This is a genomic window from Staphylococcus sp. EG-SA-10 (assembly GCF_017151945.1).
Taxonomy (GTDB): domain Bacteria; phylum Bacillota; class Bacilli; order Staphylococcales; family Staphylococcaceae; genus Staphylococcus; species Staphylococcus aureus.
The window spans coordinates 20,231-39,511 of the sequence record NZ_JACVZJ010000021.1; the positions used below are offsets into that span (position 1 = coordinate 20,231).

A 19,281-nucleotide genomic window follows, 5' to 3' on the forward strand; every position below is an offset into this window, starting at 1 on the left:
AAAAAAGAGCTCAAGACATTACATCTTTAAGCTCTTAATCTATAAATTATTTTTGATGGTCAGCAAATGTGCGACCTTTCATAGGTCTGCTTCCACCGCTGCTCTTCTCTTTACGGTCGAATTTTTTTGTACTTTTCTTCTTGCTTGAGTATCCTTTTGAACGTTTACTCTTACTGTCAAATTTAGGATTACCACGCTTACTATTTCTGTTACGAGAACCACTTGGTTTACCGTTACGGCCTTTGCGAGATAATGGTTTTTCAAAAGTTAATTGAACTTCAACTTCATCATTCGCTTCTACTAACTCTTGTAAAAGTGCAGCAACTAAATCAACATCGTTATATTCATTTAACAACTCTGTAGAAATGCGTTTCAAGCGTGATTCTGACTCTTTAGACATCCAGTTTTCAACTTTTTCTTTGATGTCATCTTCACGTGCTTGAAGTACTTCTTTACGATGTGGTGGACGAAGTGCGCTCATTTTTCTACCATTAGCATCTTCAATTTGTCTAATGTAATCCATTTCAATTGGATTTACAAATGTTACCGCGATACCTTCTTTACCAGCACGACCCGTACGACCAATACGGTGTGTATAGCTTTCAGTATCTTGAGGTATATCAAAGTTATAAACATGACTTACACCAGAAATATCTAGTCCTCTTGCTGCTACATCAGTAGCGACTAAAATATTAATTTGGTCATTTTTAAATTTCTTTAATACTTCTAAACGTTTCGCTTGTGTAATATCACCATGTAAGCCTTCAGCTTTATATCCTTTAGAAATCAAAGCACTTGTTAATTCATCAACACGACGTTTTGTACGTCCGAATACGATTGCTAATTCAGGTTGATGAACATCTAGGAAATTTGTAAATGTATCAAATTTCTCTAATTCTTTAACAATTGTATAGAATTCTTCGATTTGTGGATCAGACATTTCATTATTCATTGTCTTAATGATTTTTGGTGATTTCATAAATTGTTGTACTAAAGCTTGGATTGCTTTAGGCATTGTAGCTGAGAACAACATTGTTTGACGTTGTACTGCTGGAATTTTATCCATAATAAATCTCATATCATCGATGAATCCCATATTCATCATTTCATCAGCTTCATCTAAAATCAAAGTATGAATTCCGTCCGTTTTTAATGTGCGACGATTTAAATGGTCGATAACACGCCCAGGTGTTCCGACTACGATTTGTGGGCCTTTTTTCAAGGCTTTAATTTGGCGTTCGATAGGCATACCACCGAATACAGTAACAACTTGGACACCTTGTCCGCGGCTAAATTCTCTTAATTGTTCAGCTACCTGCATTGCCAATTCTCTTGTAGGTGCTAAAATCAACGATTGAACCCCTTGTTTCCCTACTACTTTCTCAATTAAAGGAATACCGAATGCTCCTGTTTTACCTGTACCGGTTTGAGCTTGCCCAAGGATATCAATTCCTTGTAACGCATAAGGGATACTGTCTTTTTGGATAGGTGTCGGCTCTTTAAATCCCATTGATTCAAGTGACTGAACCGTATTATCCGAAATCCCTAGTTCTTTAAAATTTTGCAAAATAATTCTCCTTTTTACCTGTTTATTTCTCAATATACTTTTGCATATAAGTTCATTAATATTTCATCAACTTCTATATAGTACCACCAAAAAAATTTAATCGCAATAAAGCAATTTGCGAATATTTATTAGAATCACATTAATTGATTGTCATATTTTTGTCAAAAAGCTAGCATTAGATAAGATGTAAGCGTTACGCATCATTCGAATAATCATTATAAAAAATTTTTTATAAAATACGTATATCGTTAACATTCCACAACAAATTTTACTGAAACACATGTGAAATTAGACATTATAATACTACATATTTTTGTAAAATATTATATAAACATTCAAACTACTTCCTATATAAAGTGTGTACATAGAATTAACCTTGATTTAGTTTCAAATTTATAGATCTAACATAAAAAGAAAAAGGCAATTTTGTATTTACACACAAAACCACCTCTTCTTTGTAATCTTTTAGTATTAATTCAAATCATTTTTATAAGTAAAAGGTCGCTCGACTAATCTCTATGAAATTAAAGCATTTACAACTTCTTCTAACTTCATACCACGTGATCCTTTAACTAATACACGGTCATGCGCTTTTAAATCGCTTGTTAAAACTTCTATCATATCGTCTTTAGAATTGAAGTGTTGTGCTTTTTCGACATGTTGCTGGCCCGAATCATAAATATACTTCGCTTCATTACCAAACGTATACAACACATCTATATGCTTTTCTTCTAAATAATTACCTACACCGATATGCATTTCTTTGCTATTTTCACCTAATTCTAAAACATCTCCTAAAATTAGAATGCGACGCCCTGTCAAAGTACTCAGTGTATCAATAGCTGCTCTCATACTTGTAGGACTTGCATTATAGGCATCATTTATCACAGTAATATCATTTTCTAATGTGTGTTGCTCCATACGCATACCAGTTAAGCTGACATTTTTTAAATTTTGATAGATTGTGTTATATGTCAAATCTAATTCATGACCAACCGCAATGGCAATCGTCGCATTTTTCATATTATGCTTTCCTAATATTGGCAGATCATAATGTTCTTTATTATTAATCGTAAATGAAATACCTGTAGTATCTCTATCATCAACAGAACAAACTAATGCATTATCAGTAGCAACACCAATACTAATACATTTTGCATTTTCAACTTCTTTAACATGCGGTTTCAATAATGGTTCATCGCCATCATATATAAACGTACCATTATCTTTTAAACCTATTGTAATTTCAGATTTAGCTTTAGCAATCCCCTCGCGCGAACCTAAATCTTGCATATGTGACTCACCAATATTAGTTATAACTGCAATATCTGGTTGAGCGAGGTTTGACAGAAATTCAATTTCATGGAAACCTGACATCCCCATCTCCAATATTGATATTTCAGTATCATTATCTAATTCCAAAATAGTTAAAGGTAAACCAATTTCATTATTGTAATTACCTTGCGTTTTCTTAACTTTAAATTCGGTATGCAATACACTTTCAATCATATCTTTAGTCGTTGTTTTACCATTAGACCCTGTGACGGCAATTACTTTAGGGTTTACATGTCTCAAGTAAGCTTGTGCCAATTGTTGTAATGCCGTTAATGTGTCTTCAACCCATATAATAGGCCCGCTTACATTTTCATCTATAGGTGTCCCTCTTTGATAAAAAGCAGCTCCAGCACCATCTTGTAATGCTTTAGAGACAAAGCGATGACCGTCAACATTTTCACCTTTAAATGGTATAAATAACATATTTTTAGAAATTGCTCGTGAATCAATTGTGACTCCATTTATCTCTTGATTTAAAAATTGATCTTCAATTTCACAAGGAATCCATGATTGAATTTGCTTTAATGTAACATTAATCATAATAACAACCTCAGTTAGTCAATTTTGTATTTATTTTTCTGTTTATCCTGGTGACGTTCTTTAGCAAGCTCGATAAGTTTTGTAATCAATTCTGGATAAGATAAGCCCATATTTTCCCATAATTTTGGATACATACTGAAAGCCGTAAATCCAGGCATTGCATTTGTTTCATTAATATATATTTGGTTGTCTTCTGTTACAAAGAAATCAGCACGGACTAAACCAGAACAATCTGTCGCTTTGAATGCCTCTAATGCCATATTTCTAAGCGTTAATTGAACATCTTCGTCTAAGTCAGCTGGAATTTGTAATTGAACCTTACCATCTTTATATTTTGATTTGTAATCGTAAAACGCGACATCTTTTACGACTTCACCTGGCCATGTCGCTTCAGGATAGTCATTTCCTAAAACTGCTACTTCAATTTCACGTGCGTTAACGCCTTGTTCAATAACAAGCTTACGGTCAAATTGGAATGCTTCTTTAATACCTTCTTTAAGTTCCGCTTCATTATTACATTTACTAATACCTACACTTGACCCTAAGTTAGCAGGTTTAACAAAGACTGGGTAATTTAATTTATCATTTACTAATTTTAAAATGTTATGTTCATATTTTTCATATTCAGAACGTAAGAAACTAATATAAGGTAACTGTGGTAACCCTCGATGTTCAAATAATTGTTTCATTACAAGTTTGTCCATAGAACTTGCAGCTGACAATACACCATTTCCTACATATGGTACATCCAAAACTTCAAAAAGCCCTTGAATCGTGCCATCTTCACCATTAGGACCATGTAATAATGGGAATACTGCATCGTATGGTTGTCCTGAACTACTTTCTTTCAATAGCTGTGAAATCTCAAGCGCCTCTCCATTTTCTAAATGAAGCTCATCTGTAGATTTAATTTCAGCTGTAATATTATTTTGCTTTCTCCAATCACCATCATTGGTAATATAAATGATATCAACATGATATTTGTCTTTATCTATTGCATTTAATACATTTTGTGCTGTCAGAATCGATACTTCGTGTTCTGCACTTTTCCCTCCAAAAACGATACAAATATTTTCTTTTGTCATTTCGTTTTCCTCCAATGATATATCAGGGTTTGCTACCTTAATATAAATTAATATTGATTTAGTCCTATTGTTAATTGATTTATTCGCATCTTTGAATCTTAATAGTATCACATTTTAATGCTATTTTGCATTTTAAAAACGAGGCGTTATGTGTCTGTATCTATGTTGATTCATTTATAATCAGAACAATATTCCCTTCTATTTTATTCCTAATTCAAATTGAAATCTATAGCTGATATCACTGTGATATTCTAGCTAATTTTTAAAAAGTCATGTAAAATTGATATAAACATTAGTGAGTATAAAAGGAGTTTGCAATGAATTATTCATCTCGTCAACAGCCGGATAAGCATTGGCTTCGCAAAGTAGACTGGGTATTAGTAGCCACTATAGCTGTTTTAGCAATTTTCAGTGTTCTGCTTATTAACTCGGCAATGGGCGGTGGTCAATACAGTGCTAATTTCGGTATCAGACAAATTTTTTATTACATTTTAGGTGCAATTTTTGCAGGTATCATCATGTTTATTTCACCTAAAAAGATTAAACATTATACATATTTATTGTATTTCTTAATCTGTCTATTATTAATAGGCTTGCTCGTTATTCCTGAGTCACCTATTACACCTATTATCAATGGTGCCAAAAGTTGGTACACGTTTGGCCCTATCAGTATTCAGCCATCTGAATTCATGAAAATTATTTTAATTTTAGCATTAGCGCGTGTCGTTTCTAGACATAATCAATTCACATTCAATAAATCATTCCAAAGTGATTTGTTATTATTTTTCAAAATTATTGGTGTCTCGTTAGTACCAAGTATTTTAATATTACTGCAAAATGACCTAGGAACTACATTAGTATTAGCTGCAATTATTGCAGGTGTGATGTTAGTAAGTGGTATAACATGGCGTATCTTAGCACCTATCTTTATTACAGGTATTGTTGGTGCAATGACAGTCATTTTAGGTATTCTATATGCACCCGCATTAATTGAAAATTTATTAGGTGTCCAACTGTATCAAATGGGACGAATCAATTCATGGCTTGACCCCTATACATATAGTAGTGGTGATGGCTATCATTTAACTGAATCACTTAAAGCTATCGGTTCTGGGCAGTTACTAGGTAAAGGATACAATCACGGTGAAGTTTATATACCTGAAAATCATACTGACTTTATCTTTTCAGTGATTGGAGAGGAACTAGGTTTTATCGGTTCTGTCATATTGATCTTAATATTTTTATTTTTAATCTTCCATCTAATAAGATTAGCTGCGAAAATTGAAGATCAATTTAACAAAATCTTTATCGTTGGTTTCGTCACTTTACTTGTGTTCCATATTTTACAAAATATTGGTATGACAATTCAGTTGTTACCAATCACTGGTATTCCATTACCATTTATTAGTTATGGTGGTAGTGCGCTATGGAGTATGATGACTGGAATAGGTATAGTCTTATCAATTTATTATCATGAACCAAAAAGATATGTAGATTTATACCATCCAAAAAGTAATTAATTTAAACTATTTTGAGTTTCAAATATCATAACTTTTCAAGATGACGTTATATAGTCAATTTATGTCGTCGATTTAAAATGTCATATATAGATATTACTCGATAATAACAATCCCTCTTTGAAGTACACATTGTAAAATGTACACTCTAAAGAGGGATTCTGTTATATAGTACTTGCTTTCATTTTAGTAAATACAGTCAAAAAAGCTATCATCGAATAGTCCGACGATAGCTTTAACGGTGTGTGATTCACAATCACAGTCAATTATTTTAATTCGTGACTTACTTTATTAGATGCTGGCAAAGTATTAATAATGTCTAAACGAGATTTAGTTTTTTTAATATTCACACCTAATGATGACAATAGTTTGACTACATTTTGAATCTTTTCAGGACGTTTCATTATTATCACCTCGTTTGGATCGCTTTCAATATTATCTTACCCTATTCGACATACCTTTACTACATCATTTACAAATTTTTTAATTTATTTTCAAAATTAAAATCTATAGCGCACTCTACATTATACCCTAAAATACAATTTTGTATCCTTCATCATAGATTTCTTTTTCAATACTATTCAAATTTGCTGGCGTCTCATACGATACAGTTACTTGACCGTCTATTATATTAATATTCACTTGATGAACACCTATCATATTTGAAATGCGTTCTGTCAATTGACTTACTTGTTCTTCTGTTTCAATTCCCGCTGTGTAAATCGTATTTTGATGTATCATCTTAAACTCCTTTAGTCTTTAATCAATTTTTGAAAAGTCACTAATAACTCTTCCATTGCTTCTTCCTGAGCACCTTGATTAACTTTATTCATAATACAACTTTTCATATGTTGTTCTAATAACTTTATCGCAACACTGTTTAACGCCGAACGTGTCGCTCTTATTTGCGTAAGGACATCATCACAATAGACATCTTCTTCAATCATGCGATTAATCGCTCTCACTTGTCCTTCAATTCGATTTAAACGTGATTTAAGATTCGTTTTTATTTGTTCAGAATGATGTGCATTATCTTGTTCAGTCATAGCATTCACTCCTTCATTTACATTCCTTACTATACTATATCCCATAAAACACAACGTCAACACAAAGTGTGTTTTTCAAACTAAATTGTCATGATATTTAAATTGCTTCATGATACAATTAATAAGATATACTACTCGTTTAAGATTTTCGATGGGAGGTTTCAAATGATAGAGTTATTATCCATTGCACTCAAGCATTCTAATATTATTTTAAATTCAATATTTATTGGTGCATTTATTTTAAACTTATTATTCGCCTTTACCATTATTTTCATGGAAAGACGTTCTGCCAATTCTATCTGGGCTTGGTTACTAGTCTTAGTTTTCTTGCCTTTATTCGGCTTCATTTTATACTTACTATTAGGACGACAAATTCAACGTGACCAAATTTTCAAAATTGATAAGGAAGATAAAAAAGGATTAGAGTTAATCGTTGATGAGCAATTAGCTGCTTTAAAAAATGAAAACTTTTCAAATTCCAATTATCAAATTGTAAAATTTAAAGAAATGATTCAAATGTTGTTATATAATAACGCAGCATTTTTAACAACAGACAACGATTTAAAAATATACACAGACGGCCAAGAAAAATTTGATGACTTAATACAAGACATCCGTAATGCTACTGATTATATTCATTTTCAGTACTATATTATTCAAAATGATGAATTAGGTCGTACCATTTTAAATGAACTTGGTAAAAAAGCGGAACAAGGTGTAGAAGTTAAAATTCTTTATGATGACATGGGTTCTCGTGGACTGCGTAAAAAAGGCTTACGCCCGTTTCGCAATAAAGGTGGACATGCTGAAGCATTTTTCCCATCAAAATTACCTTTAATTAACTTGCGTATGAACAATCGAAACCATCGAAAAATTGTTGTAATAGATGGGCAAATTGGATATGTTGGTGGTTTTAATGTTGGTGATGAGTACTTAGGTAAATCAAAAAAATTCGGCTATTGGCGAGATACGCATTTACGAATTGTCGGGGATGCAGTGAATGCATTGCAATTACGATTTATTCTAGATTGGAATTCACAAGCCACACGTGACCACATCTCCTATGATGATCGTTATTTCCCAGATGTAAATTCTGGTGGAACAATTGGCGTTCAAATAGCTTCTAGTGGTCCTGACGAAGAATGGGAACAGATTAAATACGGTTATTTGAAAATGATTTCATCTGCTAAAAAATCGATTTATATTCAATCTCCCTATTTCATACCTGATCAAGCCTTTTTAGATTCTATTAAAATTGCGGCATTAGGTGGTGTTGATGTCAATATCATGATTCCTAATAAACCTGACCATCCGTTTGTTTTTTGGGCTACTTTAAAAAATGCAGCATCCTTATTAGATGCCGGTGTTAAAGTATTTCACTACGACAATGGCTTTTTACACTCAAAAACACTTGTTATAGATGATGAAATTGCAAGTGTGGGAACAGCTAATATGGACCATCGCAGTTTCACATTGAATTTCGAAGTCAACGCCTTTATTTATGACCAACAAATTGCCAAAAAATTAAAACAAGCTTTTATAGATGATTTAGCAGTATCTTCTGAATTAACAAAAGAACGTTATGCTAAGCGAAGTCTTTGGATTAAATTTAAAGAAGGTATTTCACAATTATTGTCACCTATCTTATAAAATAGAAATATGGGGAGTGTAACTTTAATGCAACAATCAGACATCATTAGTGCTGCCAAAAAATATATGGAATCTATTCATCAAAATGATTATACAGGCCATGATATTGCGCATGTATATCGTGTCACTGCTTTAGCTAAATCAATCGCTGAAAATGAAGGTGTTAATGATACTTTAGTCATTGAACTCGCATGTTTGCTTCATGATACCGTTGACGAAAAAGTTGTAGATGCTAACAAACAATATGTTGAATTGAAGTCATTTTTATCTTCTTTATCACTATCAACCGAAGATCAAGAGCACATTTTATTTATTATTAATAATATGAGCTATCGCAATGGTAAAAACAATCATGTCACTTTATCTTTAGAAGGTCAAATTGTCAGGGATGCAGATCGTCTTGATGCTATAGGCGCTATAGGTGTTGCACGAACATTTCAATTTGCAGGACACTTTGGTGAACCTATGTGGACAGAACAAATATCACTAGATAAGATTAATGATGATTTAGTTGAACAGTTGCCACCATCTGCAATTAAACATTTCTTTGAAAAATTACTTAAGTTAGAATCTTTAATGCATACAGATACGGCGAAGATGATTGCTAAAGAACGTCACGACTTTATGATGATGTACTTGAAACAGTTTTTTACGGAATGGAATTATCACGACTAGACATTGGAGTTGTAGTATGATGATGCGATGTAATGGCGTATTGTTGTGGAAGCTTGGTGTCATACCATGTTACTTTGATGCGCTGGTACCGCGATGCGCTGTTGTGGGAGCTTGGTGTTGATGCCATGCTACTTTGATGTGCTGGTACCACGATGCGGCTTGATGTAGTGCTATGATGCGGCGTTGCGGTGTTATGGTATTATAGCCCGGTTTGGTGTTGATGCCATGCCGTTACGATTCTATGATATGTTGTTGGGACGTTGCAATGTGTATTATGCCGTTGTGACGTTATTATTTTACACTGTTACATGTATTAGTGAATTGCATTGGAAATGTTGCGACATATACTGCTACACTGATGAATCATTGTGTCAAGATGACATTGCAATGAAGAATAGCAACTCTGTTGTTAACCACTTTTTACATACTGAAATCTCGTTAATATTATTTCAAATAAAAACAGCAGTAGGATGACTTTCACATTTGAAATCATCTTACTGCTGTTTCTATTTATCACATATTGTATAATGTGACACTAAGTTTCACTATTGAAGCGAAAAATAATGTGCGCCCTATAAAGTTAAAATTATCTTCAACTTTTAGGGGGCACATTATTTGGACTTGCTAAGGTTATTTCTTTTTCTTTTTAGACACTACTTGTGTGTTTTTGCCTTTTTTATTGCTGCCGCCGTTGTGCTCTCTTTCATACGCTTCAATGAAAGGTTGTACTTCTTTTTTAGCGACTTTTTCATAATAAATGTTCGCAAAGTGTGTTTGAACTACAAGGAACGCCGCACTGACTGACCAGTACAAACCAAGTGCTGATGCTGAGCTTAATGAAATCCAGATAATCATAATTGGTGAAATGACCATCATCATGTAACCCATTTGACGTTGTTCGTCTGGCATCGTTTTACTTGATACATATGCTTGTATAAAGTATAAAACACCGGCAATAATTGTAATCCAAATATCAGGACGTCCTAAATCGAACCATAAGAAGTGTGGATATTTAAACAAACCATCTACAAGTTGGTCTTTAAGTACAAAGTATAATCCCATGATGATTGGCAATTGGATTAGCATTGGTAAACAACCCAACATACTCTTAATCGGGTTCATGTCATACTTTTTATATACTTGCATTAATTCTTGGTTTGCAGCCATTTTTTCTTCTTGAGTACGCGCACGTTTCACTTTTTCTTGAATTTTTTCAACTTCTGGCTTTGCAACTTTCATTTTTTGACGCATCATATGACTATTTTTATAGTTTGACAACATGAATGGTAATAAAATAATACGAATTACCAATACAAGGATAATAATAGCTAAACCATAATTGTCGTTTAATAAGTTATTTCCCAACCAATCCAATACATTTTTCATTGGATCTACGAATGTATTGTAGAAAAACCCACTACGTTTTTCAGGTTTAGAATAGTCACAACCAGCCAAAAAGACCATAATACCTAAAAATAATGGTAGTAACGCTTTTTTCTTCATTTTTCCACCTCTATCATTATATTCACATAGGATTTATTCTATCACATTAATGAGTACGTATGAAACAATAAGTGGAAAAATTTAACTAATTATTAAAAAAATCTTTGAATCGATTAACAGTCTTTTCAATATTTTCACTTTTAGAAATGGCTGAAATGACTGAAATTCCATTGGCACCTGCTTCTACAATCGGCGCCACGTTACTAGTATTTATACCGCCAATAGCTACAATCGGTAGTTGCGGATTCATTTCTTTAAATGTTGCAATCATTTCTGGACCTACTGGTGTATGCGCGTCATGCTTTGACGGCGTAGGATAGATTGGTCCAACACCTATATAATCAACATGAGTTAAATCAGATTTTGCATACTCACCTAAATCACTAATACTTAGTCCAATAATTTTATCAGTGAAATATTGTGCTATCTCTTTGACTTTCGCATCATCTTGACCGACATGTATACCATCCGCGTTAATTTCTTTTGCCAAGGATACATCATCATTAACGATAAAAGGCACATCATATTGATGACAGAGATGCTGTAATTCTTTAGCTAATACAAGTTTATCGTTTCCTTTTAAAGCTGATTCACCCTTTTCTCGAAATTGGAAAAGTGTAATCCCTGCCTTTAATGCTGCTTCTAATACTTCATGAATAGTTCGATGACTCGGAACATCGGAGGTCCCACAAATAAAATACACATTTAGATACGATTGGTTAAACATATTATTCCACCTCTTGAATGCGAATCCGTTGTTGATAGGATGTTTCATTTAAATGATATAACGTATCAAGCAACAATGGTGAAAACGAACCAGGACCACCACAATTTTCATTTTCAGCAGCTACCTCAGCAGCAATATTAAATACGCTTACCGCTTCAATTAACGCTTCTATGTCTGGTTCTGTTTCTCTAAATAAAAATCCAGCAATAACGCCTCCTAATAAACAACCAGCTCCAGTTACTCGTGCTAATAATGGAGATCCATTAGCTAATACGATGGCTTTATCACCTTGAACAATAACGTCCTCTTTACCTGTGATTACTACTGCAGTTTTATATATTGCGTAAGCCTTTTTCGCTATTGCAACCGCATCAAGATTAGCATCACTATCTGTACCTTTCATAGTTGCTGTATCATCAATCAACGCTAATATTTCAGATGCATTGCCTTTAATTACTGATACTTTCGCTGATTTCAATAATAATTTACAAAATTGCTTTCGATATGTAGAAGCACCAACAGCTACAGGGTCAAATACAATAGGTAAGCCTGCCTCATTTGCCGTTTGAGCAATCGCAATAATATCTTGTTCATTTTGTGCTGTTAAAGTACCGATATTGATTAATAGCGCTTGTGCAACTTTGTAAAATTCTTCAGCTTCTTCGGGAGCTTCACTCATTGCAGGGCTCGCACCAATACTTAATAAACCATTCGCTGTAAAATTTTTAACTACATCGTTTGTATAACAAATTGTTAATGGGTTTTCAATACGTATTTTATTTAGATAATTCATCGTCTAATCCCTCTTTCTTTAAATATGCAAAATGATTCACTGGACCTCTACCACGGCCGATTTCAGGCGTATATTGTATACTCATTGAAATAAACTTTTTAGCCTTGTGTACAGCCTCAAATAATGGTCTACCTTTTGCAAGTTCTGCCGTTATAACTGCTGAAAATGTACACCCTGTTCCATGCGTATGTTTTGTTTTAAATCGTTCATTTTCAAATGTTTGAACATCTTCTTTAGTAAATAAATAATCTTTTGCTATATCAGTATCATTTGAATGACCGCCTTTAATGATGACACCTTTACTACCAATATCATTAATAAAGATGCGGCCAGCCTGCATAATTTTTTCTTCACTATCAATGGTTAGTCCCGTTATTTCTTCAGCTTCTGGTAAATTCGGTGTTACTACATCAGCTAATGGCAATAACGTATGCTGCAAGTTTTGTTTTGTGTCATTATCCATTAATGAATCACCGCTTTTCGCCAACATAACAGGATCAATTACATACGGAATAGATTCATGTTGCATTAAATAATGACGAATCGTTTCCATAGTATCTGCTGTAGCAATCATCCCCGTTTTAATAGCATGCGGTAAGGTATCATTGAAGACACTATCAAGTTGTTCATCTACCCATTGATGATTTAAATTATGAATATGTTGTACGCCCAATGTATTTTGAGCAACAATACTTGTAACGACACCCATACCATATACACCACATGAATGAAATGATTTTAAATCAGCCATTACGCCGGCACCACCTGTTGGATCAGTACCTGCAATGGTTAATGCTATTTTAGGTTTAATCATTTACTTTCCCTCCAAATTCCCATTGTTCTAGTGTCATAGCCATATTGAAAAATCGACGCTCATGTATGCAACTTTCTAAAAATACTTGCTTCACTTGTTCCAATTCCTTGTCAGACATTGATTCGGCTAATTTATTCATTAATGCCTCAAATACGTTAATTATGTCATCCATTTCAGTACTATAAAAATCAAACCATTTTGCCGTATCTTTTTCTCTATTAAGCTTATGATCACTTTGAGAGCGCTTAGCTAATTCTGCATAAATATATGGACAAGGTGCCATTGCAGCAATTGTATAAATAGCATTTTCACGACTATGCGCTTGGAAATACATATGTTTTATGTAATGGTCGCCACTTGGAGGCCAAACTTTTGTTTTAATGATTTCTTCGTATGATTCACCAACAATTTGCGCTAAAATATCATGCGCAAGTACTTCACCTTCAACCATAAATTCTATTTGCTCTACTAAAAATTTTACGTCATTCATGCTATTCATTTTTGGAATTAACAAAGCATATAAGTTTGTAAATTCTTTTAAATAAGCTGCATCAGCTTGTAAATAGTGACGTAATGCATCAGCTTGTATATTGCCTAATAACATTTTTTGAATAAAGTCATCCTCATAAATATCATTAATGATTGGCTTTGCAGCTTGGTACAATTTTTGTGAAAATTCCATTGTAAAAAATCCTCCCTAAATAAAAAAACTACTTCCAACATGAAAGTAGTTTGATGGCAATGTTGCTATACTAGCCCCATCACTTCAATAACTACTTTCCTACGTTGGTACTAACCAAATCAGGTCATAAGGGTCTGAACAGTTCATCTCAGCCATATCATTAGGCTCCCCTAGTAGTTCCTTAGTATTCAATTGCAAATTAATCTTAGCAAACGGTTTCAACATTTTCAATTATTGTTGCTCAGTTGTATTATTATCTTTAAATAATAATTCTATAATTATATATATTTGCGAAATAAAAAAGACCGGAACATATCGAGAATTCCCCGATATATTCCAATCTAAAAGTTACTTATATAACTATTGGTTAGCTATGCATAAATGGCTTATGCAGTAACCCAATGTCCAGCGCCACCAGTGTTATATAATTTTACTGCTGCGGCATCTTGAACACTTTCAGGAGCATTTGCTGGTGATACACCTTTGTATTTAGCAGGTGCTACTGAATCCCAAGTTGATTGTAAGAATTGATACTTACCAGCTGCACCTGATGTTGGATTTACAGCATGAATATTGCCACCTGATTCACGTTGAGCAATTTGTTTTAGATGATCATTCACATTTACTGATGAACCTTCTGATGCTTTTGATTCAGTTGGTGTTGCAGTAACTTGTGAATTGTTTGATGTTGATGCTTGTGGTTGTTGAGTTTGAGCATTTTGTGGTGCTTCAACTTCTTGTGATTGTACTTGATTAGCTTGATTAGCTGATGGTGCAACATTATTAGTTGCAGGTGCTTGTGCACTCATGTCTGCTCCATTAGCACCTGTTGCATGGTAATTCCAAGCAAAGTGTGTACCATCTGATTCAAAGTGATAAGTAAACCCTTCATAGTCAAATGTATAATTATAAGCGCCGGCTTCAATTGGTTTTTGATTTAATGTTTGATCATTTGATTGCGCCATTTGCGCTAAAGATGCTTTATTTAAGTCCGCTTCACTTGCATGGGCTTCGTGACCTGCATTTCCTGCTACGATTCCTAAACCTACTGCTAATGATGATGCGAGTAATGTTTTCTTCATAATCTTAAAATCCTCCTACAAGTAATTTGTTTCTCTAAAAGTTTTACAGAGACTACTGTAACATCTGTAAAATCCGTGCAGGTTACAACAAAATAAAAAAATAGCCTTGTTTTTTACACAGTGATTACAACGAAATCCCCCATAATTTCAGATATGATTCTATCGAGAATTGTTATGACAGTAAAAATGTTTTTCATTTGCAATTTTTTATGTAATCGTTTTGCAATCTATGTCTATTTTCTATTAGAAAAACTACACAAAAAGACGACCTACACAACAGTACTAGTCATGTAAGTCGTTTTTAAGTGAGTATATTTCAAGTTAATTAGATCTATAAAAAATTTAGGATGGATTAAATGTATATTAAGGATGTTTAGGATAATTGGATTTAAATTTCTAATAAGTCATGATTATCTATATTTTGAGAGTCAATATCTAAAATACTATCTGAGAGAATTTCATTATTTTGGGATTTAGGGGACATAAATTTTATTGTTTCAACATATAATTCAGTGACAAAGTGTGTTTGTCCGTCTTTATCATACTTTCTTGATCTCATTTGACCAGTTATACCAACCAATGTACCTTGATTAGTATATTTTTCTATATTAGAAGCTAACTTGCCAAATGCTTTACAGAATAAGTAATCACAGACGATTCCTCCATTTTCATCTTTATAATTTCGGTGCGTTGCAACACAAAACGTTGCAATTTTTCTATCCTCCTTTTCAAATATTTGTGCGTCTTTCGTCAGTCTCCCGACAATTATGATTTTATTTAGCATGTAGTGTGTGATTCACCTCCTATGCCTATATCTTAATTACTAGCTTAAAAATGGTCAAAATGGCAAATTTTATATAATTAATAGCTATAGCATCTCGTTATTTGTTATATTTAAAGAAATTAGTCATGAAATGACCTTAATTCTTCTAATTAATTCAAAAATCATAAATATTAAACTAATGGGATGTGGGAATATGAAAACTTTTAAAGCAGTAAGGTTTCAAATTGTAAATGAACACGGCAGAATTATAGAATATGAATTAGAAGATGGCGTAATAATTAATAAAGAGGAAAGTGGCACGGGTTGGTTGCTTGAAATTGTCATTTCTAATGAGCATTATGAAACATTTAAGGAATATCAAGACAATGAACAGTTATTGGATATTCGTGTCGTCATCACGCGTCCAGCCAATGATCCAGCTTTATTTGAATCTACTGTGAAAAGTATTAAAAATTTTAAAACAACAATGTCTATCGTATTTGAATGTCATATTTACACTTTACGTCAACAGTATGCTGAAAGCTTATTAGAACAACTTATTGATGATGGATTATCTGGTGAAGAATTAAAAAAATCATTTAATCGAATGATGCAGTCTAAACCAAAGTTAAAGGATGAAAAATTAGAAGAGTAAAATAAAAAACATTCAAAGATTATGCCAACGCATTAAATCTTTGAATGTTTTTTGTTTTATTTTACATCTTGAATTGCAAATGTAAGTTCACAACTACAAGCAAGTTGACCATCGACAGTAGCTTTAGCATTACCTTTACCGATTGGTCCTTTAATTTTAGTGATTTCTACTTCCAACGTTAAAGTATCACCAGGTACTACTTGACGTTTAAAACGACATTTATCAATACCAGCAAATAAAGCGATTTTACCTTTATTTTCTTCACTATTTAAAATAGCTACCGCACCTGTTTGAGCTAACGCTTCAGTAATTAATACGCCTGGCATTACCGCATACTCAGGAAAATGCCCTTGAAAGAACGGTTCGTTTCCTGATACTTGTTTAATAGCCACACAACGTTGACCTTCTTCATATTCAACTACTTTATCAATTAATAAAAATGGCTGTCTGTGAGGTATAATTTGTTTAATTTGGTTATAATCAAAAATTGTTTCCATGGTTGAAATCCTCCATTATATTAATTTACTGAATTAATCGTTAATACGTTCAATGTCTGCACCTAATTGCTTCAATTTGCCATGTAAGTCAACATATCCTCTATCTAAATGATTCAATTCAGTGACACTTGTTTTACCATCAGCAACTAATCCAGCTAAAATTAAGGCTGCTGCTGCTCTTAAATCAGTCGCTTTAACTTGCGCACCTTGCAATTGACTTTTGCCTTCAAGTTTTGCACTGCGACCTTCAACATTGATGTTCGCGTTCATACGTTTGAACTCTGCAACATGCATAAAACGATTTTCAAATACAGTTTCAGTTACTACTTTATGTCCGTTTGCTGTTAATAATAATGCCATCATTTGTGACTGCATATCGGTTGGGAAACCAGGATGCGGTAATGTTTTGATGTCAACAGGCTGTAAATCTCCTTCAGCTCTTACACGAATGCCGTCTTCTTGATAGTCCAATTCAACGCCCATTTCTTCTAATTTATACACTAAACTAGCCATATGTTCTTTGATTGCACCACGTACAAAAATATCGCCACGAGTAATGGCACCAGCGATTAGTAATGTGCCTGCTTCAATTCTATCTGGAATGATAGCATGTTCTACACCATGTAATGATTCTACACCATTGATTGTAATTGTGTCTGTACCAGCACCAGTAATTCTACCGCCCATTTCATTAATGTAGTTTGCTAAATCGACAATTTCAGGTTCTTTAGCTGCATTTTCAATTAAAGTCTTACCCTTAGCTAATGATGCTGCCATAATAATATTTTGTGTTGCTCCTACACTTGGAAAATCTAAATGAATTGATGTACCTTTTAATCCATCTTTAGCATTAGCATAAATATTACCATTTTCAAGATGAATTTCTGCGCCTAAAGCTTCAAAACCTTTAATGTGTTGCTCAATCGGTCTACTTCCAATTGCACAACCACCAGGCAATGCAACAATAGCATGTCCTAGTCTTGCTAAAAGAGGTCCCATAACTAAAATACTTGCACGCATTTTACTAACATATTCATATGGTGCCTCTTCATTTAGAGTCTTTGTTGCATCAACGACAACAGCGTTTTCGTCCTTTTTGTATGTAACGTCAGCATTTAAGGTTGTTAATACATTATTTATTGTTTCTACATCACTTAAAGCTGGAACATTAACTAATTTACTCGGTTTATCAGAAGCTAATAAAGATGCTGTCAAAATTGGTAATACTGCATTTTTAGCACCTTCTACTTTAACTTCACCCGTTAATTTATTTCCACCTTTGATTACTATTTTATCCATCGTAAATCCTCCACTTAGAACTCCTATTACTTTACATTTCCCTATTTTAAAATTATTTTAAGTCATTATTTAATTATATCTAGTTTTGATTACAAATCATAGAGTTAGACTTATTTTATTAAATATTTTACCTGCGTCGAGTATTGTAACAAATCTACAATAAAATTGCTTACTGCAGTGCCTAATAAAATAGCAACAAATATCATACACACTTGTAATTGAGTGGCGTATCCTTTTTTAAAAAATTGATCTAATCTAATTGATTGTAAAGCCCAATAGGCAATACAAATACATACAACATGTAACACTAAATGGATAACTGCATATTGTCCGATATAATCCATTTTATCACCTCATAAGATTACTGTATTACATTGTACATGAAAAATTTAAATAATGATACAAAGTTTAATACCCGTTTTTAGTAAAGTTTAAGCTAACTTACTATATAATTCTTTTTACATAAATATCATAACTATAAAGTATCTTGGTATGAAAAAATGTAACTACTTTCAAAAAATGAAATGTCGACTGTAGATAGTGGTGAAAAGAAATCTTGATTTTAACAATCTATTAGTGATTGTTAAAAGTAAAACTATTCTTGAGAGTCGGACATAAATCAATGTCTAGACTCTATAGTGTTATATTTGGCAGTAGTTGACGGGGCCCCAACACAGAGAAATTGGAACACCAATTTCTACAGACAATGCAAGTTGGGGTGGGCCCCAACATAAAGAAATACTTTTTCTTTAGAAATTAGTATTTCTTATACATGAGTTTTACTCATGTATTCCTATTTTTAAATACACATTAGCTGTGGTTAATGATAAAGAACCACTACATCATAAATCTTTAATGGTTCTTTATCAATTCCTCCCGCCCTCTCATGTTTTGTATCTTTAAATCAATATAATTCAAAAAAAGGGTTCTTCATCTTTTATGGTGGGAAGGTAAAACTTCCTGCTTTTTTTAATACACAAAAAGCGCAATTGCCTCTATAATTTAAAGTGACCAAACCCAAACTAAAGGAGACAAGTGCGCCTATGTGTAA

20 protein-coding genes, 1 pseudogene and 1 riboswitch are annotated in these 19,281 nt (G+C 33.1%); of the genes and pseudogenes, 4 read left to right on the top strand and 17 right to left on the bottom strand.

The window, feature by feature from the left end; genetic code table 11:
• Positions 1 to 46: 46 nt before the first annotated feature.
• From cshA to IDG45_RS11355, 3 genes are all read right to left on the bottom strand, one after another.
• Positions 47 to 1,567: a degradosome RNA helicase CshA gene (gene cshA, locus IDG45_RS11345; protein ID WP_001178942.1), complete on the bottom strand. Its 1,521-nt coding sequence runs from the start codon at positions 1,565 to 1,567 to the stop codon at positions 47 to 49.
• 516 nt (positions 1,568 to 2,083) lie between these two features.
• Positions 2,084 to 3,442 carry a UDP-N-acetylmuramoyl-tripeptide--D-alanyl-D-alanine ligase gene (locus tag IDG45_RS11350; protein ID WP_000611461.1) on the bottom strand — a complete coding sequence of 453 codons (1,359 nt, stop codon included), beginning with the start codon at positions 3,440 to 3,442 and terminating at the stop codon, positions 2,084 to 2,086.
• 14 nt (positions 3,443 to 3,456) lie between these two features.
• Positions 3,457 to 4,527 carry a D-alanine--D-alanine ligase gene (locus IDG45_RS11355; protein WP_000159631.1) on the bottom strand — a complete coding sequence of 357 codons (1,071 nt, stop codon included), beginning with the start codon at positions 4,525 to 4,527 and terminating at the stop codon, positions 3,457 to 3,459.
• Positions 4,528 to 4,844: 317 nt separating this feature from the next.
• On the opposite strand from IDG45_RS11355, the gene IDG45_RS11360 reads away from it, so the two are divergent.
• Positions 4,845 to 6,047 (top strand): FtsW/RodA/SpoVE family cell cycle protein, encoded by a 1,203-nt coding sequence (locus tag IDG45_RS11360; protein ID WP_001109939.1) that lies wholly within the window; start codon positions 4,845 to 4,847, stop codon positions 6,045 to 6,047.
• Positions 6,048 to 6,310: 263 nt separating this feature from the next.
• Here the strand turns inward: IDG45_RS11360 and IDG45_RS11365 are convergent, their stop codons facing one another.
• The 3 genes from IDG45_RS11365 to csoR all read right to left on the bottom strand — a co-directional run bounded on the left by IDG45_RS11365 (position 6,311) and on the right by csoR (position 7,090).
• Entirely contained in the window at positions 6,311 to 6,448 is a 138-nt protein-coding gene (locus tag IDG45_RS11365) for an Lmo0850 family protein (RefSeq protein ID WP_000828354.1), read from the bottom strand.
• Positions 6,449 to 6,575: 127 nt separating this feature from the next.
• On the bottom strand, positions 6,576 to 6,785 hold the full coding sequence (csoZ, locus tag IDG45_RS11370) for a putative copper chaperone CsoZ (RefSeq protein WP_000581792.1): 210 nt from the start codon (positions 6,783 to 6,785) through the stop codon (positions 6,576 to 6,578).
• An 11-nt stretch (positions 6,786 to 6,796) separates the two neighbouring features.
• Positions 6,797 to 7,090 (bottom strand): copper-sensing transcriptional repressor CsoR, encoded by a 294-nt coding sequence (gene csoR, locus IDG45_RS11375; RefSeq protein ID WP_000138932.1) that lies wholly within the window; start codon positions 7,088 to 7,090, stop codon positions 6,797 to 6,799.
• Positions 7,091 to 7,255: 165 nt separating this feature from the next.
• Between csoR and cls the strand changes: the two genes are divergently transcribed.
• On the top strand, positions 7,256 to 8,740 hold the full coding sequence (gene cls / locus IDG45_RS11380) for a cardiolipin synthase (protein ID WP_000571551.1): 1,485 nt from the start codon (positions 7,256 to 7,258) through the stop codon (positions 8,738 to 8,740).
• Positions 8,741 to 8,767: 27 nt separating this feature from the next.
• Complete coding sequence (locus IDG45_RS11385; RefSeq protein WP_001187620.1) at positions 8,768 to 9,415, top strand: HD domain-containing protein; 648 nt, start codon at positions 8,768 to 8,770, stop codon at positions 9,413 to 9,415.
• A gap of 630 nt (positions 9,416 to 10,045) precedes the next feature.
• Here the strand turns inward: IDG45_RS11385 and IDG45_RS11390 are convergent.
• The 7 genes from IDG45_RS11390 to IDG45_RS11420 form a co-directional block, all read right to left on the bottom strand.
• A complete protein-coding gene (locus IDG45_RS11390) occupies positions 10,046 to 10,918 on the bottom strand; it encodes a membrane protein insertase YidC (RefSeq protein WP_000725802.1) in 873 nt (290 codons plus the stop codon).
• An 85-nt stretch (positions 10,919 to 11,003) separates the two neighbouring features.
• A complete protein-coding gene (gene thiE / locus IDG45_RS11395; protein WP_000483160.1) occupies positions 11,004 to 11,645 on the bottom strand; it encodes a thiamine phosphate synthase in 642 nt (213 codons plus the stop codon).
• Position 11,646: 1 nt separating this feature from the next.
• The gene (thiM, locus tag IDG45_RS11400; protein WP_001108488.1) at positions 11,647 to 12,438 is read right to left on the bottom strand and encodes a hydroxyethylthiazole kinase; all 792 of its coding nucleotides are present in this window, start codon (positions 12,436 to 12,438) and stop codon (positions 11,647 to 11,649) included.
• Positions 12,422 to 13,252 (bottom strand): bifunctional hydroxymethylpyrimidine kinase/phosphomethylpyrimidine kinase, encoded by an 831-nt coding sequence (gene thiD, locus IDG45_RS11405; RefSeq protein WP_000594952.1) that lies wholly within the window; start codon positions 13,250 to 13,252, stop codon positions 12,422 to 12,424. The genes thiM and thiD overlap by 17 nt, the downstream gene beginning before the upstream one ends.
• Positions 13,245 to 13,934, bottom strand: coding sequence for a thiaminase II (gene tenA / locus IDG45_RS11410; RefSeq protein WP_000396067.1), 690 nt, complete (start codon positions 13,932 to 13,934; stop codon positions 13,245 to 13,247). The genes thiD and tenA overlap by 8 nt, the downstream gene beginning before the upstream one ends.
• Positions 13,935 to 14,013: 79 nt before the next feature.
• Positions 14,014 to 14,116, bottom strand: a riboswitch (TPP riboswitch).
• 204 nt (positions 14,117 to 14,320) lie between these two features.
• Positions 14,321 to 15,016, bottom strand: coding sequence for a lytic transglycosylase SceD (gene sceD, locus IDG45_RS11415; protein WP_000751999.1), 696 nt, complete (start codon positions 15,014 to 15,016; stop codon positions 14,321 to 14,323).
• A 388-nt stretch (positions 15,017 to 15,404) separates the two neighbouring features.
• Positions 15,405 to 15,800 (bottom strand): single-stranded DNA-binding protein, encoded by a 396-nt coding sequence (locus IDG45_RS11420; protein WP_000932585.1) that lies wholly within the window; start codon positions 15,798 to 15,800, stop codon positions 15,405 to 15,407.
• 193 nt (positions 15,801 to 15,993) lie between these two features.
• Here IDG45_RS11420 and IDG45_RS11425 point away from each other — a divergent pair, with 193 nt between their 5' ends.
• Positions 15,994 to 16,434, top strand: a complete 441-nt coding sequence (locus tag IDG45_RS11425; RefSeq protein ID WP_000846746.1) for a YwpF-like family protein — start codon at positions 15,994 to 15,996, stop codon at positions 16,432 to 16,434.
• A 56-nt stretch (positions 16,435 to 16,490) separates the two neighbouring features.
• On the opposite strand, the gene fabZ is transcribed toward IDG45_RS11425, so the two are convergent.
• The 4 genes and pseudogenes from fabZ to IDG45_RS11445 form a co-directional block, all read right to left on the bottom strand.
• Entirely contained in the window at positions 16,491 to 16,931 is a 441-nt protein-coding gene (gene fabZ / locus IDG45_RS11430; RefSeq protein ID WP_000447678.1) for a 3-hydroxyacyl-ACP dehydratase FabZ, read from the bottom strand.
• A 33-nt stretch (positions 16,932 to 16,964) separates the two neighbouring features.
• Complete coding sequence (murA, locus tag IDG45_RS11435; protein ID WP_000358002.1) at positions 16,965 to 18,230, bottom strand: UDP-N-acetylglucosamine 1-carboxyvinyltransferase; 1,266 nt, start codon at positions 18,228 to 18,230, stop codon at positions 16,965 to 16,967.
• Positions 18,231 to 18,340: 110 nt separating this feature from the next.
• The gene (locus IDG45_RS11440) at positions 18,341 to 18,574 is read right to left on the bottom strand and encodes a DUF1146 family protein (protein ID WP_000384523.1); all 234 of its coding nucleotides are present in this window, start codon (positions 18,572 to 18,574) and stop codon (positions 18,341 to 18,343) included.
• A 131-nt stretch (positions 18,575 to 18,705) separates the two neighbouring features.
• Positions 18,706 to 18,783: pseudogene (locus IDG45_RS11445) on the bottom strand (hypothetical protein); the annotation flags it as partial.
• Positions 18,784 to 19,281 lie beyond the last annotated feature (498 nt).